Source organism: Blautia massiliensis (ex Durand et al. 2017) (assembly GCF_051861785.1).
GTDB classification, from domain to species: domain Bacteria; phylum Bacillota; class Clostridia; order Lachnospirales; family Lachnospiraceae; genus Blautia_A; species Blautia_A luti_A.
In genome coordinates, this window is sequence record NZ_CP146725.1 from 454,799 (window position 1) to 477,161 (window position 22,363).

Genomic DNA, 22,363 nt, shown 5'->3' on the forward strand with positions numbered 1-22,363 from the left:
TCTCACCTCCTCTCTTTTTCTCAACAAATTAATGATTATGTCTATAGTTCCATTCGGCGTTGTACGCCCTTCTTTTTTCCATGTACTCTTCCCACTGGCGGGCTTCCTCTGCTTCTTCGTATGCCTTCTGTTCTTTTTCAAACAGTTCCGGATAATAATCCCAGGGATGGGCTATCTTGCCATCTTTGGCAAATAACGCTGAGATATCTACTGCTATAGCCTGAGCCTGAATGAAATTATCCATGATCCGCTGCTTTTCTTCTCTTAGCAGCCGCTTTCTTATATTTGCCAAAGTATCAAATATCTCATTTACAGAAAGGTTCCAGAATGTTTCCGCCGGAATCCCCATCTCAAGAGCTACCAGATACAGCTCTGAGAGCTGTTCTGACATCAAGCGTTCTCGATTTCCTCCAGAAGGGATGCCGCTGTTTTCTCCGGTAAAAAACCCGATACCACCATGAGCGGGATCAGAATCTTCTGATAGAGTTCCAGCTGACTGTTCCCTTCATCGATCCATGCGTCATACAGCTTCTGCACATCCTGATAATCAATCCCATGCTCCCACGGTGACATTGCTTCCTGGATGATCGTCAGCATCACGGAAAGTGGCGGAATATCATCAATCATATTCATGAGATTCTGTCTGTACTTATTTTCCAGGCGTCCGATTCCGGAAGCTTTCAGTTTCATCCTGAAGCTCCTACCGCCTACATTCCAATAAGCAAAGGGCTGTCTCTTTTTCTTCTGTTCCTCCAGATTGACTACTTTTTCCTCTGGAGCCTGTGTCTCATTCTGGGCAGAAGCTCCGCCCAGATCCTGAATACCTTCAAAATTCATCATCTTTTATTCCTCCTTACGCCGGATCTGTCTGTTTAATCTCAGACTGTACGGCCATGGTCACCTCAAACTCGATCACACCATTTACTCCACCGCCTGTACGTTTTACGGAAAACTGTGCAGTAAACTCGGTAACTGTTCCATCTTTTGTTTTTTCCTGGAAATCCCAGATCTCTTTTTTGTCTGCTGCATCTCTCATAAGCCTGTACGGGCTTCCGGCTTTACTGTTGTCGTACTTCCATTTGTACTTCATATCCGGAAGGTCTCCAATGCCTTCCTCGTACATCTTGTGCGGATCTGTAAGGCAGGTGTTTTCCTCCTTATCCAGTTCCACTCCGACTTCCGGGATCTCTTTCAGTCCTGGAAGATCTGTGTAAGCTGCAGAGTTTTCTCCAGCTGTGTGTTTTCTGTAACCTAATGTTGCTCCATTTGCTAACATCGCTATTCCTCCTTATCTCCAGTACACGCTGTCAGAATCCATATCAATGATCCCTTCGTAGCGCATCTGTTTATGCTTCATCCCTGACGGATCCGGCACATCTGCACATGCGATTCGTTTCAGGCCTGTCACTTTCATCGCTTCATCTACCTGCAGAGCTGCTTCTGAAGTGCTGTGATTGTTCCAGATGTCGATCCGGTATCTTACAAGGGCTTTATCCTCTCTCATTCCTTCAGCATCGGAGCTGGCTTCGTATACATCGTTCTGCTCTTCGGTATACTGGATCGTTGAACCCTCCGCCCAGGAACATGGATAAGCATCTGAAACATTTTCGGACACCGTGCACAGTGCCGCGTACACCTGATCTTTTACATTCTTCATATATCCTCCAAATCTGACGCAAGGCTTCCGCCCAGCATCTTTAAGATTTGTTCTTCGTTATCCTTCATAGCCGGATACAGGAACGGATAGGCCGGATTTCCGCTGCATCTATAGAATCTTCCATCCGGCGTGTCTATATATGGCCAACGGTACTTTTCAGCCACTCTTCTGTCTATCTGGCTTTCATGGATCCACCATGGCTGCTGGGTATAGACCGGAGTTACTTCCGGAGAGATGCCAGCATGTTTCTCCTGGCCTTTCGGTCCGGTTCCGAACTCTATGTATGGAGCATAAGCTTTGTCTGTCCAGCAGATCCCTGTGACAGTGTTTTCTTCCTCTGCGGTTTCGGCAAAAATGCTCTGCCGGAGTTCTCCGGTATCTGCATGGCAATTCTCAACTGCTGCTGACCGTACAAACTGGATCGCTTCTCCAACTGCCTGCCGGGTGTCCAACTCGGACACCTCCTGCAAAGCTTTCTCCACTTCATCAAATCCATTTACACTCATATCTTTTCCACCTCCATGGTAAGGAAACGATATGGTTTGATGGATATGATCCGATAGTCTGGAAGCTGATCTGCTGCCACATATAGACAAATTCCGTCCCGTTCCTCCATATCCGTTCCATCTTCCAGGATATAATGCAGCCGGCCTTTTTCATCCGTCTGGATCTTATAGCTTCCCTGTATCCGGATATTCCGGATATAATTCAGTCTCTGGCCGTACTGCTCAGCCTGTACTTTTCCGGATGCCGGCCAGCTTTCTCCGGTAACAGAAGAGGCAGCACCATATTCCTCGCTGGTACTGCCTTCCTTATCTTTCTTTACCGTCATTTTCTTGTGGAAAAATCCCTCAAGTCTGCTTCTTCTCAGCCTCATAAATCTTTCCTCCTACTCTGGCCAGGCGATACCGGTTCAGCGTGTCATAGATCTGTTTCGGCGCATCCTCAAAAGTATAACTCTCTCCACCCTCACTTCTGGACTTTTCACCCTCTGTTCCCATCCGGTTCAAAGCGATTACAGCAAGATCCCGGACTGCTTTTTCAAGTCCAGTTTTTAATCGTGTCCGGTTTGTGTAAGACAGTACGAAAGCTTCTGCATCATCAAGAAGAATCTCTATGAGATCCTCATCTTTTTCTCCTGTCAAGGTCTGAACTCTTTCTATGTCTTTACTTTTCGCCACAGGATCATCCTTTCAAAATAGCAAGCAGATCTGCCTTGGCAAGGGAAGATACACCAGTCAGGCCTTTCTCCTTTGCAAGAGTTTTCAGCTCCTCGACTGTCATATCTTCAATATTCTTGCCTGCTTTCTCTTCTGGTACTGTATCTGGCTTTTTTTCTCCCATTGGCGTAAATCCATCGCTGATCAGCTTTTCTGCTGTTGTCCCATCAGCTTCTCTTTCCACATTTTCACGGATCAGTCTCATGCTTTTGCCTCCTGCATGCTCAGGTAGATGGAATCCAGTTTGTTGTCCAGAATCCACATATCATGGAAACGGCGGTAATCCATCTGCCATGCATTCAGTTTCTGGTTTGTTGTTGGGTCGAAGATACGCATGATATCCTGTTTTGTGACAGCGATCGGCGTGGTTACAGGGCAGATGAAGAAGTTCAGGTTCTTTGCAGATGTTCCTTTTTCATATCCGCCTTTTTCCTGGCCACTATCTTTACCGTTATTGATCTTGATAGCTGTGTACATACGGTTGGAAGGTGTGGAAACCAGTGGTACACTATCTACAGAAGGAACCTGTGTCTGAATTCCGCCTTTAGAGAAGGTCACTGCAGTGATCTTGCCTGCAAGTTCCAGTTCCAACTCCATAATAAAGTCCGGTGTCGCCTGGCAGATAAGAGCTCCGTTATAGTTTTCTCTTACCGCTTTGATTCCTTCTTTCAGCTTACGCAGAGCAGATGTAGAAGCAGTTCCCGGTACATAAGATTCTCCGATCATTCCTGCTTTATCTGCAGTGAGTGTTTCTGTAGCCAGCTTGCTGATACGGTACGCATCGATCTCCGGAACTACCTGTGTCCTCTGGAACTCTCCCATAACTGCACCGGCAGTCGGGATAAAGTTTGCCTCATTGATATCCATCGGATCCAGCTGGAAGAGACGGCCACGGTCCTGTGTCATTTTTCTGGTCTCGTACTCCAGGGTAACGGAGCCGCGCTGGTATCCAGCCTCACGGTCATAGTCGCCCATTCCCTGAACGCTCATTTTCGGGATCTTTACTTCAGATCCACCGTTATAGATCACCTGACCGGCATTGGCATCCATCCAGCCAGTGGTTGCTTCCTGGACAGCGATCTTATCAAGCTGTGTCATAAATAAGGTTGCTATTGCTAAAGTATTGATTGCCATTGTTTATTCACTCTCCTTTAAAAAATACCCATCATCGCATTGTATACCTGCTTTTCAAGGGCTTCCTGTGTGTTTGTTTCTGGTGCTTTTTTCGGAGGCTTGCCGCCTTTCAGCTTCTCATCGACTGCTTTCTCAACTGCAGTCTGGAACGCTTTTTTGACGGTTTCCATGGATTTCTTGCAGGCATCTGCATCTGTATAATTCAGTACTTCTGCAAGCTCCACCGGAAGTCCTTCGTCTGACAGGTTGTTCTTTGCTTCTGCCATGAGCTCACTTCTGGTTACTGCTGCCTCTCTGTCGGAAAGTTCCTTTTCTTTTTTCTTCTGCATGTACTGTGTTTTTTCTTCCTTGGTCATCTTGGCCAGCTTATCAGCTTCGGAAAGTTTATCATCCGTCAGTGCCTGCCACTTCTCCTGTGCGTTTGTCACTGCCGTATTGACTGCCTTCTGGACACGTCTGTCAAATTCTGCCTGATTACTGCCTGTTTTCAGGAAGTCATCAAAAGATGGAGGATTATCTCCTTCGCCGCCCGTACCTTCTCCAGATCCGCCGCCATTGCCCTCACCGGCCCCAGCACCGTCTCCGCCTTCTGCGAATAACTGCAGGTTCATTGGAACTTTACACATTGCTTTGAATACTCTGTTTCTCATATTTTTTCCTTTCTGCCCAGCCTATTCGTTCTCACGCCCGGGCCATTCAGTTTGTGGAATCCGCTTCTTTAACGCCTGGCGGAAAAAGGCATAAAAAAATAAGACGCTTCACCCTGCGTCTCACCGGGAGATAATTGGATTACCTATTCCTTCCCTTTGACTGCTGCCTTTGCTTCTCTTACTGCCTCTGCAACACCCTCGCTGATCAGATGTGCCCCTCTGTTTTCTGTTACTTCCAGAACAGTTCCCTTCTCAACTACTTCTTTTAAGCAGATGTCGCTGTATCTTTTGATGCATTTCACTTTCATTCTCTTCACCTCCCCTCCGTTGCGCCGGCGCAATTACTCTGCAAAAATCCAGTCTTCAGCAAGCATATCTGCCTGGGATGCAAGCCAGCCCATCTGCACACCGGAGGTTCCTGTAAAAGCCACCGCCATGTTGCCAATAGCATTGTGCTCACAGTTTACAACTTCGCCATCTGCTGCCTTATAAGAAATCCCAGTTGCAAGCTGGATATACTGTTTCTTACCATTCCATCCTTTACGAGCTACTTTAAACCCTCTTTTCAGGTACTTAACAGCTTCCCCGAAAGAAAATGTCGCTTCGCCACCAAGAATTGGGCAGTTCTGACCATTTGCAACAATCCATTCATCAGCAAGGATATTCTGAAGAGTATACTCCACATTCTGGGTTTCTCTTATATCCAGACAGTCACCGTCTTTTGTGTACATAAGGATTGTTTTGGTTTCTTCATCCCACCACCAATAACCAGCCCATGACGGAAGTTTTACTGGGAGTCCGGATTTCATTGCCTTTAACGCTTCTTCAAACTTCATTTCTTGTCCTCTCTTTCTTAAAAATTAAAAATGGGTATAAAAAGACCACCGGCCGTTTCTGACTGGTGGTATCTCTATTCGATCACTTCAATTTTCTCAATTTCCGGTTCTGTCAGCTCCGTCAAATACGAACATCCTTCTTCCTGGACGCATATAGAAGCTACTTCCGGTTCATTATCAAGCGGCTGTGTAAAGTATTCGTTTATTCCCTCGAATATCTTTCCATCTTTACATGTTACCCTTATCTTCTTTTCAGATGTTCCCATCATCTTTTCCTGCATTTCAGTTATTTCTGCCATTTTATTTCTCCCTCGGCTTCGCCGGAACTACATGAACACCATTTTTCGAATAATGGATTGTTGCAATGTCGGTCGGAAGTTCGTTTCCTTTAAGATCCTTGTAAACCCCAATATTCTTCCTCATGGTTACAACTTCTTTGTGGTTCCAATGTCCTTGTCTGTCTCTTTGAATTTTACCCGTGCCAGCATACTTGTTCACAAGATCCTGAGTTTCTTTTATATCTGTTGTCAGATAGCTCCTGCCGTCAATATAATTATTATGTCCCAAAATATGTTTGCCCTGCTTGCCTTCTTCTATTTGTTTCGGATAATCTTTTGAACGTATCTTTTCCTGAAGCTGTGTATCCTGATATTTTCGCTGTAACTTCTCCCACTTCTCAGGTTCATTATACTTCATTTCCTGGAAGTCTGCAAAATGTTTCGGCATGTCTTTTCCAAGGAGTTCCCGGTACTGATCATACTGTTTCCTGTCTGATGCAGCGTTCTTGATTGCCTTTTCCTGGGCTTCTGCTTTTGGATTTCCTTTGACGTATTTCTCATACCACTGTTTATAGGTCATATCCGCAGGAACCATCTCTGTACGCCCTGTTTCCGGGTTGTAGGCACTTCTTTTCATGTTCCTGAGAATTTCTTTGTCTATAGCAGAAATTGTCGTAGAACGGCAATATGGATGCATGGGCGGATAGTTCACTCCGGCTTTCCGGTCTTTCACCGGAAAAACCTTTCCATCCAGCTCCCGACAGATCTCACTGGTACGAAGATCCAACACAGCCACATAGCGATAATTCTTGATCCCGCAGTCAATATAACTCTGCGCAGTCAATTCTCCTGCCATGTAACAGGATTCTGTTCTTACCAATCGCCTGGCCTGCTTTGCTCCCCCTCCGCACTGGGCCTGGACGGATTCCGCTGTTTCCCGGTCTGTCCGGCCGGTAAGGAGGCTGATCAGCAGTTCATCCTTCAAAGAATCTGCAAGTTGCTGCGTGTTCTGCCAGATACGGTCTGAAAAATGTTTTCCGGACCATTTCATCTGCAGAGCCTGGTCGATCTGTTTCCTGCTCACATGAGAAAAATTGAATGCCAGACCGGTTTCTTTCTGCATGTTATAGATGGAATGATAATACGCTTTTTCTCCAAGCTGCTCCAGAAGTTTGGTATCGAACTGTTTCTCCTGCTGATACACCTGCTGCATCACTGCATCCACCTGTGTCATAAGATCCTGCAAGCGTTCCAGTCTTGCACGGTACGCCGGAGCTTCCAACTGTTTCAGGATCTCACTGTCCCTTTTCCTGTTCTGAAGTTCCTGTTTCAGCTGATCAATGGAGTTTTTATCCTGGATGGAATTTATAATCTGCCAGGCTTCTGTTTCTGACAGACCATATTTTGTCATGAACTTCTCAAAGATATCTCTTGCGGCATATTCCAGCTGGAGGGAAGCTTTCCGGTATACCCTGGCAATAAGATCTGCTGTTTCTTCTGCGTCTTCCATGAACCGATACATATCCCAGGCAGATCTCCGCTCCCAGTATTTCCTACTCATCCACCTTTTCCTTATCATCCGGATCCTGTTCTGGTGGGGTATTGTCCTGTAGGCCAAATACTTCCTGCTGCCGCTTTAATTCTTCTTCTGCTTCTTCTTTCACAGCCGCAAGCTCTTCATCTACATTTTCCACGAACGGAATCTGTGCCAGAAGTGTTCTTCTGCTTACAACGCCTTTCAGATTGGATACCATCTGTGAGATCTCAAGAAGATTTTTAGGAAGAGCTCTGGTGAATATCATTGTAATCCCCATCATGTCAATATTGACGCCTTTCATTGCAAGGAATTTACAGAAAATCCTCATTCTTTTTCTCAGGCCCTTACGATAATATCTGGTCTTAATTTTGGTAATATTCTCCATACCCAGAAGCTTGAATTCCATAGCCACGCCGCTGACATTTCCACTAAAATTTTCGTCTGTCATGCAAGGAATGTGCGAAAATTTATGAATATCCTGCTCAATGGCTTTCTTGAGGATCTCCACTCCATTCTCATCAAATGTCCTTGTTAGATACTCTGCCTTCGCCGTATCGGGCATCTCTAGAATTTTATATTCTTTTAAACGTGCTTTTGCTTTTCGAATACTTTCGTCTTCACCCTCAGCATCTGATTCGTCCTCATCCGTCAGCAATGTTCCGTAAATAGCCAAAATTGCATCAATGAACTGCTCTTTATCGGTTATACGATCACTCATCAGTGCGTTGTACGCATCAATCAGAGGTATCTGTAGTTCAAAATCTCCGATTGCCAGTTTATTGTTTAAATACTCAATGATCGGAATTTCGCTAAGATAATGGGGCAATGCCTGTTCTGTGGTCGGCTGGTATGTGTTGCTATTTTCAATATCCAACTCATATTTATAATTTGGGGTTACTACCGTAGCTCTATAATGATCCGGTCGCATTCCAGAATCATCTTTTCGGATGTAATAATAAACAGCAAAGAGTTCATTTTCCTCTATGCTGTCGTCCTTTACCACAAAAGTATTTTCGGCAGATATATTCTTAGTTACTAAATAATTTTCATTTTCTTTTACATAGATATATTCGTAGGCTATGCCATAAATAGACAGCTCCAGGCCATTGTCTCCGTCCGTCTCATCAGCTTCTGCAGTCTGCAGAGCATCTGTAAGTGGTGTGATAACTGCTTCAGATTTATAAGTTACAGGGTTACCAATGAAGTAACTACTGGCTGTATCTGAGATATCTTTTGCATGATTGCACACCAGCTTGTTTTTCCTTTTTTCTTTTAGGATCTCATGATCTCCACCGTAATAACGCATATTCTTTTGCAGTCGTCCAACCATGCTGATATGTTTGCTGATCAGCTGACGAATCACCTGCTTGTTTGGATTTAACTCATCGAAATCTTCTCTTGGTATTGTAAATGCGTATATTTTTCTCACCTCCTTATCTCTCGGAAACGTGCTGCTTTTCTGCCGATTATGGTGCTGCATAGGTACCTCACAGCGTCACAACAATGGTCAAATTGCTTCACTGGTTTGTCTTCTCCTCTTTCCAGTGCTTTCTCATCCCAGATGTAAGAAGCAAACTCTTTTATGGTTTCTTTACAGGAAGAAGCAAAGACAATCTTCTCCAGGTTCAGAAGCATTCCAACCAGCCGGATTCCATCCAGAACATCATTGTTGGCTTTCAGGACCTTATATCCCCGTTTCCGGAGTTCTGCAATAAAAGAAGCGGCAGATGGATCCACGATGATCGCTTTGATCCTGGTTCCATCCAGCCACTCTTTCAAGTCGTCTGCATATTCTGAATCTGTTTTCTGTTTACCTTTATCTCTTCCGGAATAGTAATATTCCCGGATGCAGTACCATTTCCCGTTGGTTCCTTTATTCCATAACAGGAATACTGTGGCGTTCTGTGTACCATAATCGCAGGAAACATACCGGTTCCCATTGATCAGCAGCTGATAGAAATCTTTGATATCCTGGACATGTTTGTTCTCGTCGAACATGTCGTAGATGATTCCCTCTGCTGCCGCCCAAAGCCCCATGATGTAACGTTTAAAGAATACTCCAACGTACATGCTCCTGTATCTGACCTTGATCTCTTCATCCAGGGACAGGTTATCGTCCATAGTGAAGTGGAGATACAGAATATCTTTCAGGCCGGGATCTTTCCCCTCCGCGGCCGCCTGCTGCCTGATACGCTCTGTTTCTTCTTTTCCCAGATATCCGATGGATTTATCTATCCAGTTCTGTTTGAACCAGTGATACGGGCCATCCGGATTACAGTTAAACCAGAATTTTGAACCTTTCACAGAGCATCGGCCTGTTGCCTGGTTCACAAAGGATTCCGGCATCAGGGCAACTTCGTCAAAGAACACTCCTGCCAAGGTAATTCCCTGGATAAGATCCTGAGATCTTTCATCCTTGCCACCGAAAATGTAAAAGTAATTTTCTTTTCCGTCTTTTCGGATGGTCAGAAGGTTGTCTGCCCTGTGATCCGTGATGGAATATCCTCTTGACCGGAGCATCAGTTTCAACCAGAACAGAACATTTCTCCGGAAGGATCCTATGGTCTTTCCGCACATGGCAAAGTTCTGGCCAGTGAAGGTACTCATGGCCCACATAACGAATGATAAAGACATGCTGATTGTTTTTCCTGATCGGATCGCTCCATCGGCAATAACTCCATCCATATTATGAACCGGGGATTCTTTACACCACCAGGTCAGGACCTGTTTCTGTTTTCTTGAAAACGGAGAAAAATGAAACGTCTGGCCTGTCTGTCTATTGGCTCTGTTGGATTTCATTTTCTGCAGCTTATCTTTCAGGGTTTTGAGTTTTTCATACATTTTCATCACCCCAGATATCCTGCGCTGTTGCATTCATTGCCTCCAGGAAACCATCATCGGTAGTCTCTTCTGCCTGGTTATCCTGCTTCAGCATCTCAAATTCAAGCTGCATGGTTGCAAGTTCCAGTTTTGCATCGTCATAACCAAACTTATGCAGCATCTCGATTGCTTTCTGCTGCCGGGCCTGCACTCTAGTCAGAGCATCCTCTATAGCCTGGATTTGGCCAAGGATGCCTTCATACTTTCGAAGTTCTGTTCGTTTTCCTTTTTCGATACCGGAAGTATATTCTATTACAGACATTCCGCATGGTACCGAATCTTCTTCAGATCCTGTCTGTGCTTCCAGTTCACGGAGAGACTGGATTCTTTTCAGCATCCGGCGTTCCCTGACTGCAAGAAGCTGGATTTCTCTGAGAAGCAGCTGTTCTTTGTCCGGCCTGATCATCTCTGCCAATGTTCTTTCTTCTGGTTCCAGGGTATCAAAAAAGAGAGTTTCAAACTCTCCTGTCCTGACTGCATTCTTATTTCCCGGCGGGCCGGTTCCTCCATGCCCCTCCGCATTTTTATTTCCGGGCTGTCCGCCCTTCTTTTTCGCAACGTTGCGTTTATTCTTTTGCAACGTTGCATTATCCCATTTGTATCTATTTTTCCAGCTTCGGATTGTCCCTACCGGGATTCCAAGCTTTTGAGAAACTTCAATTAATTTCGCTCCAGAAGCATATAGTTTTCTGGCATCTTCAACTCTCTGATCTGGTGCTCTTGGCAAGCCTCACCACCTCTCATTCGTTTCGTTTTTGATATTTGTAAATTACAGTCCTGCCGGCACCATAGTGACAGCCGATTGCCGCCACGCCGAAAGGAGGTGCGCTAACACTTACATACAGTGAATCCATGCGTAAAGTATGTATGTGCTGGTGCCGTGCACGCTGTAGGAAAATTACATCACAAAAAGACACCTGACTGCTGCCAGATGCCTTTTTGTGATGTAATCGGAGTATTATTATGTGGGCATGGGCTTGCCCGATCGGAACGGATGGATTCGAACCATCGCTATTGACTTCTTCAGTCAATTCCTGATTAATGCAGCCGCTCTACCATTAAGCTACGTTCCACGACTGCTGCCAGGTCCCGTTTCCTGGCAGTGTGCTCATAAAAGGAGGATTCCATTTGTTTTTTTGAAATCCATTGTAATGATATCATAAACAAATAGTGTATTTCTAGTGAACTGTTTTTACATTTTAAAATTTCTTAATGCTCTCCCATGAAGTTTCAAAGTCCATTCCCTGCTAAATCCCATCTTGTTTTCTACTTCATGCCATTTCAATCCCTGAATATACCTTAATCGCAATATCTCCCGTTCATTTTCATTCTCCATCTTTTTGATCTGTCTCTCAATCTTCTGATAGCATCTGGCTTTTTCCAGTCGTTCTGCCTTCAGGAGTTCGATCTGTTCATCCAGAATAGCTATATAATCTGACAGATCGGACTGGCTGCTGCCTTTTGGCATCCCGTCATTGGTCACAGAAGGGAACATCTTGTCTGCCCTCAGTCTCTGGATCTCGTCAAGGATATCCTTTTCTCTCTTCACTGCTCTTCGATAGGATTTCAGATATTCTTTTTTTTCTTCGTTTTCTTTCTGGATTTCTGTTTCCACTGGTATCCTCCCCTTTCGATGCTTTTAGCCGGGAGCATACACGTTCCCGGCTTTCTCTGCATTTCTTTTATTTATCCGCGATCACGGCATCGGCGCCCTGGACTGTAACCCAGCCGTTTTTGTAGTGAGCTTCTGCCTCCTTCATCTTGATCAGCTCGTCTGTGATGGATGCACTGAGCTCGTTATTAGCCTCTGCCTGTGCTTTTGCTTTAATCTTTGTGTTCTCTGCTTCTGCTGCTGCCTTGACCTTGGCTTTCTTTGCATCTGCTTCGGCCTTGGTCAACTCAATCTGGGCATCCGCTTCTGCCTGAAGCTTTTCTGTTTCCTTCTGGACTTTTACTTTTTCCTGCTCTGCCTGCGCCTGCTGTTTTTCCTGTAGGGCAGTAACACGATTATCAATGGCCTGTTTCAGCTTTTTATCCGGATGCACGTCCACGATGGAAGCATCCAGAACTTCAATGCCATACTTTTTGTGAAAATCCTTATTAAGATATTCCGTGATGGCATTGTTCAGTTCGGATCTGTTTCCGGAATAGATATCCATCATTGAATAATTTGTCGTAATTTCGGAAATCTTTGATTTCAAGACAGTTTTCACACGGTTTTCGATGATATCATCTCCGTCCATTCCTTTGAAACGCTTATATGTATCAATCACCGTGTCCGGGTCGTATCGGTAACTCATCTGGAAAGATACTGCAATGCTGGCATCGTCTGATGTGGCCACTTTAAAAGAATCATCCTCTTTACTGCCGTCCCTTTTGTCCTTTGTGAGAACGAGAATCTCGTTACTGGTACTGAATTCCTTTACTTTGTTCATCGGTGCGATAAAATGCATTCCCGGGGTGAGTACTGTGTCCTGTACTCCATCTTTGTAGTTGTAGACGATACCAACTTTACCTGTGCCGATAAGATCCATTCTTGATACTGTGTATCCTCCGCCAAGAACTGCTACTGCTGCCACGATTCCGATAATAATCTTACTTTTCATTTTTGTTCTCCTTTTCTTTGATAGCTTCTTTTACTTTGTTGTATGTTTCATCTTCAATCTCGAATTTCTTCTGCTGCCGCCTGATCGACAGGATCACTCTGCTTCCTATCCAGATCAGCGCCAGGGCTGCGGCTCCGAACACCATGCCGGAACCAAGAAATATTACCCACATCGTTCTCACCTCCTCTGTGGCCATTCACGGCCTGTTTTTTTATCTCTTAATCCCATGATTTCAAGGCCATGGAGTCCGGCCACAGCATTTAGAGCACAGCTGACATTGTAAATATGTGTAGGCATCCTACTGGCCCTCCGGATTGCTTCCCCTTCAGTCGGATCTGGATAGCCTTCCTTGTTCTTATAGTTCATTTCACACCTTCTCTCTTCTAAATATGGCGCAAGAATTCTTAACATAGCTTCTTTCCAGTCTTCACTGTGTTTCTCACAGGAATCTTTGTCTTCTGCAAGAATCCCCCTGCGGTCACAAAGGCCGTCATCGTTGTTGATACAGATTTTACATGTCTTTTTCATTATCTTCCTCCTAGCTTAACTCTTGGCATTTTCATTCCACTCCTTTTTTTAATGCACATAACGTACAACACGCTCCATCAAGTTTACTGTGATAGATCACGCCAGCGTCCTCTGGTCTTTTCCAACAAAGTTCTCCGCATACGGAACAATGTACCTTTTCCCAACCTATTATCAGCCACACTATAACAAACCGATTTTTTACTTTTCATGCAAAATAAAAGAGATCCTGGTATAAAGGAATCTGACGTATTTTCCATCAGATTATTTTATCATGAGACCTCTTGTGTTATCATATGGTTTTGTAACCACGAAATAAAAAGCAGAAACCTCCCCGACCAAAGTTCGATTTCTGCTTTCACCCAAACATAGCTTACGCTACATTCATGCATACCTATGATAACAGTTAATACAGAAAACTACAACCTTATTTCTCAGGATTTTTACAATAAAACAATGGATTCTCTCGATCTGAACCTTATTTCATGTACCTGCGGTCACTCCGGCTGTCTCATCCGCCATGGCTCTTATAAACGCAGTGTCCAGCTTGCTGACAGAATCATCTCCCTTTCTGTTGTTCGTGTGTACTGCAAAGCATGTGGGCATACCCATGCGCTGTTACTTTCATCCATGATCCCGTATTCCCAGATCCCTCTGGTTCTGCACGTCCGTCTGATCCATGCTTATGAGCATGAGACCGGATTCCAAAACATACTGGCAGAACAGTACCTCGTGGATGAAAACAACCTGAAATCCATCATCCGGAACTACCGTTTACATTGGAAGCAACGGTTGCTCTCCATGAGGCTTCACCTCCCCGATATCCCCAGCCTGATTTCAGGATGTTTTTCCCTCTTTTCCAGACAGTTCATGCAGATTAAATCAACCTCCAATAAACTTTTTATCCTGCCAACATAACCTTACACGACAGGTCTGGTTTTATCCCTTATCCTTTAGAAAAAGGAGGCAGATGAAATCTATGAAACAAGAAAAACAACAGGAAATCGCACTGATGCGCTATGGCGCCATCGCACCGATTATTGCAGGACTTGATGAACGTTATCCAAGCAAGACCGCTTTTTACACGGAAATTTCTGCAAAAGGACTCATGGGACCCGACGGGAAGCTCCATCATTATGCTCCCGCCACCATTGAAAAATGGTATCTGGACTATCAGAACCATGGTTTTGAAGGTCTCGTCCCGAAAGGGCGCTCAGATGCCGGCATGAGCCGCAAGCTTGACGAAGAACTTCAGGAGAGAATCCGGTATTTCAAGACCAACTATCCACGCATGTCTGCGGCCGCTATTTACAGGCAGCTGAAATCCGATGGCTCTGTAATAAACGGACAGGTATCCGAATCCACCGTCAGCCGCTTTGTGAAACGGCTTCAGTCGGAACTGCGGCAGACACCGAACAAGGATATGCGCCGATATGAACGCCCCCATATCAACGAAGTCTGGTGCGGGGACAGCAGTGTCGGTCCCCGCCTTACAGATTCGGACGGAAAAAAACACCGGGTCTATATCATTGCCCTGATCGATGATGCCAGCCGGTTCATTACCGGGATCGATGTGTTCTACAATGATAACTTTATCAATCTGATGTCCGTTATGAGATCAGCCATAGCAAAGTACGGGCGCCCCAAAGTTTTCAACTTTGACAATGGGAAATCTTATAAGAACAAACAAATGGAACTCCTGGCTGCAAGGATCGGTACAACACTCAGTTACTGCCAGCCATACACTCCTACCGGAAAAGCCAAGATCGAGCGATGGTTCCGGACCATGAAGGATCAGTGGATGGCAGCCCTTGATATGCGGGATTTCCATTCACTGGAAGAACTGAGGGGAAGCCTGCATGCTTTTGTCCAGAGATACAACCAATCCCCCCATTCTTCCCTCCACGGGCTGTCCCCACAGGACCGCTTCTTTTCGGAACCAGAACAGATCCGCAGGCTTTCTGAGGAAGACATCACCCAAAACTTCCTTCTGGAGATTGAACGCCGGGTATCTGCTGACAGTGTGATCGTCATCGACCAGATTGAATACGAAGTTGATTACCGTTTTGCACGGCAGCGCATCCGTCTGCGCTATTCTCCGGATATGAAAGAGATCTTCATCGTGGAATCGGATGGAACACTAACCCCGATCCGACTTCTGAACAAAACGGAAAACGCATTGATAAAAAGAGAAAAAGTACACTTATGTAAAGGAGACGAATGAGCATGGATTATACTGCAAGATACGGATTGGAATTCAATCCTTTCCTGAAAAACTCAAAGGAAGTCCTCGTAGAAACACAGGAGTACAAGGAGGTTCTGTTCCGGCTGGACTACCTGCTTACCACAAAAGGTTTCGGGCTCCTCACCGGAAGCGCCGGAAGGGGAAAGACCACCGCAGTCAGGAACTGGGCTTCGGGACTGAACACTTCCCTTTATAAAGTGATGTATTCCAGTCTTTCCACCCTGACCGTAAATGATTTTTACCGGAACCTTGCCACTGAGCTCGGAGCCCAGCCTGCATTCCGCAAGACCGATAACTTCAAGATCATCCAGGATGAGATCAACCGTCTCGTACTTGAAAAACGACAGACGCCTGTCATTATCATAGATGAAGCGAACTATATCGGAAACGCAGTGCTCAATGACTTAAAAATGCTGTTCAACTTTGAAATGGATTCCAAAGACCGGGCAGTTGTTCTTCTTTCTGGTCTGCCACAGCTCAACAGCACCCTGCGCCTGAGCATCCACGAACCTTTCCGCCAAAGGATTGTCATGAATTATAACCTGGAAGGTATGACAAAAGCAGAAGGACATTCCTATGTTACTGCCAAGCTGAATGGCGCAGGATGCACACAAACGGTATTCGAAGACAATGCACTGGAAGCAATCCTCAATGCAGCGAATGGGACCCCACGTATGATCAACAAACTGTGTAATGCAAGTCTGTTGGTTGGAAACAGCTCAAATTTAAATATCATAACCGCCGATGCCGTCATGCAGGCAATCAATGACTGTGAACTCGGATAGCTTTAGAAACCATCATGTAAGATAATCTGCATGATGGTTTTTTCTCATAAAATAACGTGCCTGAAGCGTCCAAAAATATATGCTTCATCCCATCGTTAGGTGCTCTGAAAGACCCGTTTTAATCTGATGGAAACGGCAGCGTTTAATTTGCCGAATAACACCCAACCTTCTTTTCCTTCCGGCACGCTCTTGACTAGGGGGCATGCACAACCAACCACCTCTATCTGTTATTTTTCTTGGTTCCATTCTTAATTTACCCATCTTTTTTTCTCCTTTATGAAGTTGTGAATGCTCTGTTTATTCTTCTCCGTCCGGTTGGCCTTGCTTTGAAGATACCTTTCTTCTTGCATTCCAGAGGACTGCATCCCCTCCGGTGACCTGTGATTAGCAAATATTCACAGTGTCTGGATCCGGCCGTGGTTGTACTTCCGTCCCTAGAAAAATATAGGCATTTCTCACAAGTGTTTCTTTTGTTTCTGTTAATCTCAGCTTCTGTCAATTCTGACCAACTTTTTTTCATAACGTCTCCTTCTGTTCATAGGATGTGCATGCAAAGCACCGTTTACATTTTTCCAACGGTTCATCTGATGTTTTGTTTCCGAACCCCAGGCACATTCCATTGCTGTCTCTTCCCGCGCTTCCGATCTTGCGCTGTATGCTGCATATCTGGATTCTTTTCTTGATCCTGCATTCTCTGCAAATAACCTTTTTTCCAACTGTGCAGCCTTTCTCTCTCGCAAATGCTGCTGCCCAAATTCTGCTGACTCCTGTGTCATTAGATTTCCAACCTGTAATCCATTCTCCACAGATATCACAGTATACGTCTGTTTCTACAGTTCTTTTGATTGCCATTTTTATTCCATCTCTTTCTCATGACCTGATTGAAATTCTCTACACTTCTGGTATTATGGTCATATTCTGTTGTTTCAAAAATTTCTTTCAGCGTCTCATTGAACTTCTTCCACTTACTTTTTGTCATTCCAATTCCTGTCCAGATCTGAAATCTCAAAACGTCGGGACCTCCCGGCGGATAGAATCCTGCTCTTTTCTTGAATAACTTCTTTTTCTGTCTCTTATTCATACACATCCTTCTTTTCATCTTCCTCCAGGCAGTTTTCTCCGAAGATCTTCATGAACTGCTCCCTGCTGCCATGCTCTCTTTCGAAGGCTCTCTGTGCTATCTGTCTAAGTCTATAATCGACTTCCCTGTTTTTGTGAGCTGACATCTTTCCTTCTTTATGGTGTTCCAGACACAGATGTACAGTAAGGCCGCAATAGTCTGAGTTCTTTCTGTTGCTATTTCCGAAAAATATGTGGTGGTTCTGTATATTTGCATGACTCCCACATATGTAGCATCTGCCTTTTTTATCCCCTGGAATGATGCTCTCCTTCTGTCTTTCGCAAGGATACTTCCCCGGTTTAAGTTTCTTTCTTTTTTTCTTTCCCTGTTTTGGGAATTTCAAATTATCGTAGTTCATTTTGCATGTGTCCGAATCGGACACCCTCCTTTCCCCTGCCGCATTTCTGACAGGCTCGTGCGGCAGGACTGATGGGTTTATATGTTAATCGGTTTTTTCGAAAACACCCTTAATCATTCCAGTGGATCTCTATCTTGATACTTAGCCATTCTTCTGTACCTCCTTCAGAAATTCAATCAACTCTGTTTCTGAGTTCGGGAATTTGTGATATTTCGAATGGTATGTCCATTTCGGTATGCCCCCAGACCTTTCCGGTTCCGGTCCACCTACAAGATGCAGGAAATATGGTTCTGTTGGTACCCACCAGCTTTCTTTCTTTGGCTCTGGATCGTATTCTTCTGCTATCAGACGGGCGCCATTATTGAAATCGTACTTGTAATACCGTGCTCCAATATAAGGATCTGTGTACCAGAGTCCCCATGATTTGTATTCTCTCAGCCACTGTTTACGCTGATCATTGTTTCTCATCTCTGGAAGAGGTGGCTGTTCTGGTTCTTCCATACTTTCGATATGATTCTTCAAAAATCTGAGTCCAGCAACTGTCATCTGCTGCTTCATGATCGTCATATGTGGGAGCCCCGGTTTTTCTTTTTCACTATCAAGAATCTGTTTAAGTGTTCTCTCCTGGTCGTACAGATAGCTTGCAAGTGCAGTGCTTGTTGGAACCGGAAGATCTCTCAGATACTCCGGCCAGTTTTCCGGAAGCATCTCGGTGGAATCGCCGGCATGGTCAGACGTTTTGTTATCGTCAATAGAATCCTGCTGCTTTTCGTCCGGTGTTTCTGCTGCCGGCTGGCAGCGTTCTTCCAGCCATCCACAACGGCTGTTACAATCATCCGGACACTGAGCACAGCATTTGTATTCTGTGTCGCAATAAGCTGCTGCCCCGCAAATTCCTGATTTACTTTTTCCGGTGATACATTTTGCCGGGCTCGGCATTTCGTTATCTTTCTTTTTCGGCTTCTCCGGTGCGTCTATAGACACCATCTTGACCGGTTTCCGTTTCTTCCCGAATCTTTTTATCAGCTCGTGGGCCAGCTCATTCCAGGTGAAAGCGCATTCCATGTAACTTCCAGGATTGAACATGATCCCGGTTGAATTTGCCTGATAATTAAAATTGCCATTCCTGATCCGGACATCCCGATACCTGGTTTCGAGTAAATATGTTGTTGCACTTACATTGCACGTAAGAACATATTCTTTGTCTCCTCTGTTCAAGGCTTCGAAAAAGCGCTCTATCTGCAGTTCTGGTGTAATCGGAACCTCATTCTCTGGCGGCCGGTTCTTGCCTGTTGCTGTTTCTATGCTCATCTGGCCTGGGGTACCTTTCTCGGCTTCCTGCTGCCGGCTCAGCTCTTTGATATCATTCAATGTCAAAATTCCCGTTTCTGCATACAGCTCGCAAGCCTGTTTCTGGTAATCTTTATTAAGCTTTGATGCTTCGTGAGCTACTGAAATCTTAATTCTATCTTCCTTGAACTCTGACATAAGCTGTTCGCAAAGATTTGCATTTATAGAATGATACCTTTCCTGCTGACTGCCAGATATTTTACTTACTTCTCTTAAAATGTCTCTTGTTTTGCCTTGCATCGAAACCTTTTTTCTAAGTTCCTTTACCAGGCTTTCCATCTTCAGAAATTCCGTCATTTTTTCCCAGTCGGATTTGTCGCGGTAGCAGTTGGCCTGGATGATCATGATCTGGCGTACGATGTCGTCTTCCTGGCCTGCATCCTGTTCCAGTTCAGATGAGGTCTTGTATACACACGGGATCCGGCTGAATTTCTCGTTTCCTTCGTTGATCAGGTCAATGCAGCACTTCCGGCGGCAATGGCCTGCTATTACATAGTCTTTCCCGTCCCGGTTTTCGATCAGGAGCGGCTGGAGGATTCCCAGGAGCTTAATTGACTGTTTTAGCCGCTCAAGCTTTTCCGTGTTGTAGAAATTTTCCTCAGAAGGGATCAGATCTTCCGGGTTCCGGTATACGATTTTCTGATCCTGCTGCCGGTCCGGAACTGATCTTTTGTTAAGCATATCTTTCAGATAAAAATCCATTATTCTTTTCCTCCGATCATGTCAAGATACTCATTCACAAGAATTCCGTAATCTTCCGCTGCTGCCGATCGTGGGCTGTGTAACGCCACTGGCACACGCATAAACGTGCTCCTTGCTACTACGCCCGAAAAACGAATCTTTGTTTTCATCGTGGGATATCGTTCTTCAATAATTTCTGCTCCCTGCAAGTGTGCCTGATTGAATTTCTGGTACTTTGTTATGAAACAGTGAATGTTCTTCAGCCCTGGGTTTAATTCTTCTCTTACAACAGTAATCTGATTTAAAAGCTCGTCCATCCCCTCTAATGTGTTATCATCTACCTCTACGGGGATCAAGACATCATTTGCCGCTGTCAGAGCATTGATAACTGATACGTTGATGTCCGGAGCGTTATCTACTACACAGAAGTCATATTTATCCGATACCTGCTGCAGTGCTTTTTTTAGTCTATCCTGCTGCGGACGTATGGGATCCTTAATCACTTCCGTGTTTGCTGTAAGGAGCCCCAGATTTGCCGTAATAATATCCAAGTTTGCATAATCTGTATGATGAATCAGGTTGTCCATGTCTGGATGGCGATCTACCATAATTCGATCGATTCCATCTCCATCCTGGGTTCGGCGGTTTAGTCCACGTGAGCAGTCTCCCTGCTTGTCGTTATCCACCAGGAGCACCTTATATCCCCTCTGGGTCAGTATATAAGCAATGTTAATGCTTGATGTGGTCTTGGCTACTCCGCCTTTTAAGTTGATGATTGCTATTGTTCTCATGATATCCTCCTTGATCTTTTACAGCATTTCTCTGATCTTATCTGTGTACTGCTGCATCTCGCAATGACAGCAAAAACATTCCATTTCCTCCTGTGTCAGATTCTCCCCGCGATGGCAGCACAGCTCGTCACACACGTAGGCTCCTAAGGCTTCAAGAATGCCGTCTATGCCTTCGTCTTCGTTCCTTATCTGCTCTCTGCATCCATTCTGGTTTTCCTTCTTCGGGTTCATCATCAAACCATATTCCTCCTTTTTCGTCTTTGTAGTATGTAAACCGGGTACCTGTTTTAGTAATGGTACCCAGACATTCCATTGTTAATATGTCCTGTTCCGGGCGCAGGCTCCAGCCCTTGCCCCAGTATTCTTCCACATTCACGGTGCTTCATCTCCTCTCGCAGCCACATGGAATAACTGTGTTTCTCTGTCTTTGCGGTGATCTCGTGTGGATCCGGAAGAGCGTTCATAGCCTTGTATACCTGCTGCCATTCTTCCTTGTTTTTGATCGGCTGCCCTTTTGAATCCATCCATCCGGCTCCGGCCATTTCTGTGATCTTTTCCAGTCTGCTGCCTACATACAGATCTCTTGTGTGGATACAGATCTTACAGGATCTTGTCATGTGTTCCAGAGCATCCGCAATTGTAAGCAGTACTGCCTGGTGATATGTACCGGATACCGTTCCAAAATGTTTTCTTGTTTCTTCCCCGCCTCTGAGCAGAGTTGAGAGCACATATCCGCATTTTCTTTCCACTTTTCCCTGGAACTGACTGCTGGTTTCAATGTATATGTCTACTTTCAAAATCTTTTCTCCTCTCAAATCTGCATCCGTTCAATATTTGCCCCACTCCACCCGGTATCTTTTCGTGGTTTCAGGCGGATCATGGTGTAATGTCTGTATTTAAATCCTGTTTTTGGATTGATCCCTTCGTGGATCCGGGCAATGTAATAGCCTTTTATCGGTTTCGGCTCTTTTTGCCACCGTACAAGTTTCTGTACTCGTGGTTCTGGAAGCGGCATGTTCCTTGATGTGTTATAACTTGATTCTGCAATCCTGGGTTTCGCCAGGCTTCCGTCTTTTTTCTTTTCCCGTGTGTTTTCATCTTTCGTGATATAGTTACTCAGGTCTGAAAAATCCTCATCATAGAATTTGCTTTTTCTGATCTCAGTGAACCACGTTCCGCCCTTTTTCCAGGCTTTCTGTATGATGCTTGCAGTGTCTCCGATCTCATTGACTATGATGTGTATGTGCCAGGCTCCCTTTGTCCCTTTCTCTATATTCCTGATCCAGAACAGTTCCCGATTTCTCTTCTTATATTCTCTTCTAACTATGCGCATTGCTCTTCCAAAGTCATCTACAGCTGCCGCCATGCTTGCCGGTCTTTCTTCCACCAGATATGTCCATGTTGCCCATACATCCCCCGGATTAAAATATTCCAGAAGGCGTTGTCTGGCTTTTCGTTCTTTATTGGCTGCATTGACTTTCTGCATATCCTCTTTCGTTGGTTTTTTCTTTTCCAACCGCTTTCCTCCAAGGGAACCGTGCCTTATATCCGGAAACTCTTCACGATCAATGATATCTCCACCCCGTAGCCGGTATTCTTTCCTCTTTGTCGCCATACTCTTGTCCTAACTTTAATATCTTAATCAAGGTCTAAAAGGATCTTTCGGTCCTTCAAAAAAAAGTTAAAAATATAGCGGTACATGACCGCTGA

32 protein-coding genes and 1 tRNA gene are annotated in these 22,363 nt (G+C 44.9%); 3 read left to right on the forward strand and 30 right to left on the reverse strand.

Annotation, left to right across the window (positions count from 1 at the left end; translation table 11 throughout):
- Window positions 1-28: 28 nt before the first annotated feature.
- The 22 genes from V9W66_RS02310 to V9W66_RS02415 form a co-directional block, all read right to left on the reverse strand.
- Window positions 29-394: a hypothetical protein gene (locus tag V9W66_RS02310; RefSeq protein ID WP_144093656.1), complete on the reverse strand. Its 366-nt coding sequence runs from the start codon at window positions 392-394 to the stop codon at window positions 29-31.
- On the reverse strand, window positions 391-840 hold the full coding sequence (locus V9W66_RS02315) for a DUF6096 family protein (protein ID WP_144093655.1): 450 nt from the start codon (window positions 838-840) through the stop codon (window positions 391-393). Before V9W66_RS02315 ends, V9W66_RS02310 begins: the two co-directional genes overlap by 4 nt.
- 13 nt (window positions 841-853) lie before the next feature.
- Window positions 854-1,276 carry a phage tail protein gene (locus tag V9W66_RS02320; RefSeq protein WP_092070766.1) on the reverse strand — a complete coding sequence of 141 codons (423 nt, stop codon included), beginning with the start codon at window positions 1,274-1,276 and terminating at the stop codon, window positions 854-856.
- A gap of 12 nt (window positions 1,277-1,288) precedes the next feature.
- Window positions 1,289-1,657, reverse strand: a complete 369-nt coding sequence (locus V9W66_RS02325; RefSeq protein ID WP_144093654.1) for a hypothetical protein — start codon at window positions 1,655-1,657, stop codon at window positions 1,289-1,291.
- Entirely contained in the window at window positions 1,654-2,163 is a 510-nt protein-coding gene (locus tag V9W66_RS02330) for an HK97-gp10 family putative phage morphogenesis protein (protein ID WP_144093653.1), read from the reverse strand. The genes V9W66_RS02325 and V9W66_RS02330 overlap by 4 nt, the downstream gene beginning before the upstream one ends.
- On the reverse strand, window positions 2,160-2,534 hold the full coding sequence (locus V9W66_RS02335) for a hypothetical protein (protein WP_144093652.1): 375 nt from the start codon (window positions 2,532-2,534) through the stop codon (window positions 2,160-2,162). Before V9W66_RS02335 ends, V9W66_RS02330 begins: the two co-directional genes overlap by 4 nt.
- Complete coding sequence (locus tag V9W66_RS02340; protein WP_144093651.1) at window positions 2,509-2,838, reverse strand: phage head-tail connector protein; 330 nt, start codon at window positions 2,836-2,838, stop codon at window positions 2,509-2,511. The genes V9W66_RS02335 and V9W66_RS02340 overlap by 26 nt, the downstream gene beginning before the upstream one ends.
- A gap of 4 nt (window positions 2,839-2,842) precedes the next feature.
- Entirely contained in the window at window positions 2,843-3,082 is a 240-nt protein-coding gene (locus V9W66_RS02345; protein ID WP_144093650.1) for a Rho termination factor N-terminal domain-containing protein, read from the reverse strand.
- A complete protein-coding gene (locus tag V9W66_RS02350; RefSeq protein WP_144093649.1) occupies window positions 3,079-4,011 on the reverse strand; it encodes a hypothetical protein in 933 nt (310 codons plus the stop codon). Before V9W66_RS02350 ends, V9W66_RS02345 begins: the two co-directional genes overlap by 4 nt.
- A gap of 17 nt (window positions 4,012-4,028) precedes the next feature.
- A complete protein-coding gene (locus V9W66_RS02355) occupies window positions 4,029-4,661 on the reverse strand; it encodes a DUF4355 domain-containing protein (RefSeq protein ID WP_144093648.1) in 633 nt (210 codons plus the stop codon).
- Between the two features lie 143 nt (window positions 4,662-4,804).
- On the reverse strand, window positions 4,805-4,969 hold the full coding sequence (locus tag V9W66_RS02360) for a hypothetical protein (protein ID WP_186290026.1): 165 nt from the start codon (window positions 4,967-4,969) through the stop codon (window positions 4,805-4,807).
- A 33-nt stretch (window positions 4,970-5,002) separates the two neighbouring features.
- Complete coding sequence (locus V9W66_RS02365) at window positions 5,003-5,497, reverse strand: DUF2829 domain-containing protein (RefSeq protein WP_144093647.1); 495 nt, start codon at window positions 5,495-5,497, stop codon at window positions 5,003-5,005.
- Between the two features lie 74 nt (window positions 5,498-5,571).
- Window positions 5,572-5,796: a hypothetical protein gene (locus V9W66_RS02370; RefSeq protein WP_144093646.1), complete on the reverse strand. Its 225-nt coding sequence runs from the start codon at window positions 5,794-5,796 to the stop codon at window positions 5,572-5,574.
- A 1-nt stretch (window position 5,797) separates the two neighbouring features.
- Window positions 5,798-7,336: a polymorphic toxin type 50 domain-containing protein gene (locus V9W66_RS02375; protein ID WP_186290025.1), complete on the reverse strand. Its 1,539-nt coding sequence runs from the start codon at window positions 7,334-7,336 to the stop codon at window positions 5,798-5,800.
- A complete protein-coding gene (locus tag V9W66_RS02380; protein ID WP_243121640.1) occupies window positions 7,329-8,741 on the reverse strand; it encodes a phage portal protein in 1,413 nt (470 codons plus the stop codon). Before V9W66_RS02380 ends, V9W66_RS02375 begins: the two co-directional genes overlap by 8 nt.
- Complete coding sequence (locus tag V9W66_RS02385) at window positions 8,738-10,159, reverse strand: PBSX family phage terminase large subunit (protein ID WP_144093644.1); 1,422 nt, start codon at window positions 10,157-10,159, stop codon at window positions 8,738-8,740. Before V9W66_RS02385 ends, V9W66_RS02380 begins: the two co-directional genes overlap by 4 nt.
- Complete coding sequence (gene terS, locus V9W66_RS02390) at window positions 10,146-10,919, reverse strand: phage terminase small subunit (RefSeq protein WP_144093643.1); 774 nt, start codon at window positions 10,917-10,919, stop codon at window positions 10,146-10,148. The genes V9W66_RS02385 and terS overlap by 14 nt, the downstream gene beginning before the upstream one ends.
- 258 nt (window positions 10,920-11,177) lie before the next feature.
- Window positions 11,178-11,265, reverse strand: a tRNA-OTHER gene (locus V9W66_RS02395).
- A 119-nt stretch (window positions 11,266-11,384) separates the two neighbouring features.
- Window positions 11,385-11,807, reverse strand: coding sequence for a DUF1492 domain-containing protein (locus V9W66_RS02400; protein WP_144093642.1), 423 nt, complete (start codon window positions 11,805-11,807; stop codon window positions 11,385-11,387).
- Window positions 11,808-11,874: 67 nt separating this feature from the next.
- Window positions 11,875-12,798 carry an SPFH domain-containing protein gene (locus V9W66_RS02405; protein ID WP_144093641.1) on the reverse strand — a complete coding sequence of 308 codons (924 nt, stop codon included), beginning with the start codon at window positions 12,796-12,798 and terminating at the stop codon, window positions 11,875-11,877.
- On the reverse strand, window positions 12,788-12,970 hold the full coding sequence (locus V9W66_RS02410) for a hypothetical protein (RefSeq protein WP_144093640.1): 183 nt from the start codon (window positions 12,968-12,970) through the stop codon (window positions 12,788-12,790). The genes V9W66_RS02405 and V9W66_RS02410 overlap by 11 nt, the downstream gene beginning before the upstream one ends.
- A 5-nt stretch (window positions 12,971-12,975) precedes the next feature.
- A complete protein-coding gene (locus V9W66_RS02415; protein ID WP_144093639.1) occupies window positions 12,976-13,326 on the reverse strand; it encodes a hypothetical protein in 351 nt (116 codons plus the stop codon).
- Window positions 13,327-13,719: 393 nt separating this feature from the next.
- Here V9W66_RS02415 and V9W66_RS02420 point away from each other — a divergent pair, with 393 nt between their 5' ends.
- From V9W66_RS02420 to V9W66_RS02430, 3 genes are read left to right on the forward strand one after another with little or no spacing between them, the layout of a single operon-like run.
- Complete coding sequence (locus V9W66_RS02420) at window positions 13,720-14,241, forward strand: hypothetical protein (RefSeq protein ID WP_242828381.1); 522 nt, start codon at window positions 13,720-13,722, stop codon at window positions 14,239-14,241.
- A 52-nt stretch (window positions 14,242-14,293) separates the two neighbouring features.
- Entirely contained in the window at window positions 14,294-15,547 is a 1,254-nt protein-coding gene (locus tag V9W66_RS02425; RefSeq protein WP_439362801.1) for a DDE-type integrase/transposase/recombinase, read from the forward strand.
- A gap of 2 nt (window positions 15,548-15,549) precedes the next feature.
- Window positions 15,550-16,353, forward strand: coding sequence for an ExeA family protein (locus tag V9W66_RS02430; protein ID WP_243125600.1), 804 nt, complete (start codon window positions 15,550-15,552; stop codon window positions 16,351-16,353).
- A 516-nt stretch (window positions 16,354-16,869) separates the two neighbouring features.
- Here V9W66_RS02430 and V9W66_RS02435 read toward each other — a convergent pair.
- The 8 genes from V9W66_RS02435 to V9W66_RS02470 form a co-directional block, all read right to left on the reverse strand.
- Window positions 16,870-17,205 (reverse strand): hypothetical protein, encoded by a 336-nt coding sequence (locus V9W66_RS02435; RefSeq protein WP_144092883.1) that lies wholly within the window; start codon window positions 17,203-17,205, stop codon window positions 16,870-16,872.
- Window positions 17,165-17,362: a hypothetical protein gene (locus tag V9W66_RS02440; RefSeq protein ID WP_144092881.1), complete on the reverse strand. Its 198-nt coding sequence runs from the start codon at window positions 17,360-17,362 to the stop codon at window positions 17,165-17,167. Before V9W66_RS02440 ends, V9W66_RS02435 begins: the two co-directional genes overlap by 41 nt.
- 64 nt (window positions 17,363-17,426) lie before the next feature.
- Window positions 17,427-17,579 carry a hypothetical protein gene (locus tag V9W66_RS02445; protein WP_186289985.1) on the reverse strand — a complete coding sequence of 51 codons (153 nt, stop codon included), beginning with the start codon at window positions 17,577-17,579 and terminating at the stop codon, window positions 17,427-17,429.
- Window positions 17,580-17,972: 393 nt separating this feature from the next.
- Window positions 17,973-19,883: a ParB/RepB/Spo0J family partition protein gene (locus tag V9W66_RS02450; protein ID WP_144092879.1), complete on the reverse strand. Its 1,911-nt coding sequence runs from the start codon at window positions 19,881-19,883 to the stop codon at window positions 17,973-17,975.
- On the reverse strand, window positions 19,883-20,653 hold the full coding sequence (locus V9W66_RS02455; protein ID WP_144092877.1) for a ParA family protein: 771 nt from the start codon (window positions 20,651-20,653) through the stop codon (window positions 19,883-19,885). Before V9W66_RS02455 ends, V9W66_RS02450 begins: the two co-directional genes overlap by 1 nt.
- A gap of 18 nt (window positions 20,654-20,671) precedes the next feature.
- Window positions 20,672-20,887, reverse strand: coding sequence for a hypothetical protein (locus V9W66_RS02460; protein WP_144092875.1), 216 nt, complete (start codon window positions 20,885-20,887; stop codon window positions 20,672-20,674).
- Between the two features lie 53 nt (window positions 20,888-20,940).
- Window positions 20,941-21,450, reverse strand: coding sequence for a hypothetical protein (locus tag V9W66_RS02465; RefSeq protein WP_144092873.1), 510 nt, complete (start codon window positions 21,448-21,450; stop codon window positions 20,941-20,943).
- Window positions 21,451-21,464: 14 nt separating this feature from the next.
- The gene (locus V9W66_RS02470; protein ID WP_144092871.1) at window positions 21,465-22,268 is read right to left on the reverse strand and encodes a rolling circle replication-associated protein; all 804 of its coding nucleotides are present in this window, start codon (window positions 22,266-22,268) and stop codon (window positions 21,465-21,467) included.
- Window positions 22,269-22,363 lie beyond the last annotated feature (95 nt).

What these genes read in the sequence shown, in the direction of transcription:
- V9W66_RS02320 (WP_092070766.1), bottom strand. Translation starts at nt 1,276, where the DNA reads ATGTTAGCAAATGGAGCAACATTAGGTTACAGAAAACACACAGCTGGA.
- V9W66_RS02420 (WP_242828381.1), top strand. Translation starts at nt 13,720, where the DNA reads ATGATAACAGTTAATACAGAAAACTACAACCTTATTTCTCAGGATTTT.
- V9W66_RS02330 (WP_144093653.1), bottom strand. Translation starts at nt 2,163, where the DNA reads ATGAGTGTAAATGGATTTGATGAAGTGGAGAAAGCTTTGCAGGAGGTG.
- V9W66_RS02350 (WP_144093649.1), bottom strand. Translation starts at nt 4,011, where the DNA reads ATGGCAATCAATACTTTAGCAATAGCAACCTTATTTATGACACAGCTT.
- V9W66_RS02360 (WP_186290026.1), bottom strand. Translation starts at nt 4,969, where the DNA reads ATGAAAGTGAAATGCATCAAAAGATACAGCGACATCTGCTTAAAAGAA.
- V9W66_RS02425 (WP_439362801.1), top strand. Translation starts at nt 14,294, where the DNA reads ATGAAATCTATGAAACAAGAAAAACAACAGGAAATCGCACTGATGCGC.
- V9W66_RS02430 (WP_243125600.1), top strand. Translation starts at nt 15,550, where the DNA reads ATGGATTATACTGCAAGATACGGATTGGAATTCAATCCTTTCCTGAAA.
- V9W66_RS02345 (WP_144093650.1), bottom strand. Translation starts at nt 3,082, where the DNA reads ATGAGACTGATCCGTGAAAATGTGGAAAGAGAAGCTGATGGGACAACA.
- V9W66_RS02370 (WP_144093646.1), bottom strand. Translation starts at nt 5,796, where the DNA reads ATGGCAGAAATAACTGAAATGCAGGAAAAGATGATGGGAACATCTGAA.
- V9W66_RS02445 (WP_186289985.1), bottom strand. Translation starts at nt 17,579, where the DNA reads ATGTCAGCTCACAAAAACAGGGAAGTCGATTATAGACTTAGACAGATA.
- V9W66_RS02470 (WP_144092871.1), bottom strand. Translation starts at nt 22,268, where the DNA reads ATGGCGACAAAGAGGAAAGAATACCGGCTACGGGGTGGAGATATCATT.
- V9W66_RS02325 (WP_144093654.1), bottom strand. Translation starts at nt 1,657, where the DNA reads ATGAAGAATGTAAAAGATCAGGTGTACGCGGCACTGTGCACGGTGTCC.
- V9W66_RS02375 (WP_186290025.1), bottom strand. Translation starts at nt 7,336, where the DNA reads ATGAGTAGGAAATACTGGGAGCGGAGATCTGCCTGGGATATGTATCGG.
- V9W66_RS02335 (WP_144093652.1), bottom strand. Translation starts at nt 2,534, where the DNA reads ATGAGGCTGAGAAGAAGCAGACTTGAGGGATTTTTCCACAAGAAAATG.
- V9W66_RS02455 (WP_144092877.1), bottom strand. Translation starts at nt 20,653, where the DNA reads ATGAGAACAATAGCAATCATCAACTTAAAAGGCGGAGTAGCCAAGACC.
- V9W66_RS02450 (WP_144092879.1), bottom strand. Translation starts at nt 19,883, where the DNA reads ATGGATTTTTATCTGAAAGATATGCTTAACAAAAGATCAGTTCCGGAC.
- V9W66_RS02315 (WP_144093655.1), bottom strand. Translation starts at nt 840, where the DNA reads ATGATGAATTTTGAAGGTATTCAGGATCTGGGCGGAGCTTCTGCCCAG.
- V9W66_RS02410 (WP_144093640.1), bottom strand. Translation starts at nt 12,970, where the DNA reads ATGTGGGTAATATTTCTTGGTTCCGGCATGGTGTTCGGAGCCGCAGCC.
- V9W66_RS02460 (WP_144092875.1), bottom strand. Translation starts at nt 20,887, where the DNA reads ATGATGAACCCGAAGAAGGAAAACCAGAATGGATGCAGAGAGCAGATA.
- V9W66_RS02405 (WP_144093641.1), bottom strand. Translation starts at nt 12,798, where the DNA reads ATGAAAAGTAAGATTATTATCGGAATCGTGGCAGCAGTAGCAGTTCTT.
- V9W66_RS02415 (WP_144093639.1), bottom strand. Translation starts at nt 13,326, where the DNA reads ATGAAAAAGACATGTAAAATCTGTATCAACAACGATGACGGCCTTTGT.
- V9W66_RS02435 (WP_144092883.1), bottom strand. Translation starts at nt 17,205, where the DNA reads ATGGCAATCAAAAGAACTGTAGAAACAGACGTATACTGTGATATCTGT.
- V9W66_RS02385 (WP_144093644.1), bottom strand. Translation starts at nt 10,159, where the DNA reads ATGAAAATGTATGAAAAACTCAAAACCCTGAAAGATAAGCTGCAGAAA.
- V9W66_RS02355 (WP_144093648.1), bottom strand. Translation starts at nt 4,661, where the DNA reads ATGAGAAACAGAGTATTCAAAGCAATGTGTAAAGTTCCAATGAACCTG.
- V9W66_RS02365 (WP_144093647.1), bottom strand. Translation starts at nt 5,497, where the DNA reads ATGAAGTTTGAAGAAGCGTTAAAGGCAATGAAATCCGGACTCCCAGTA.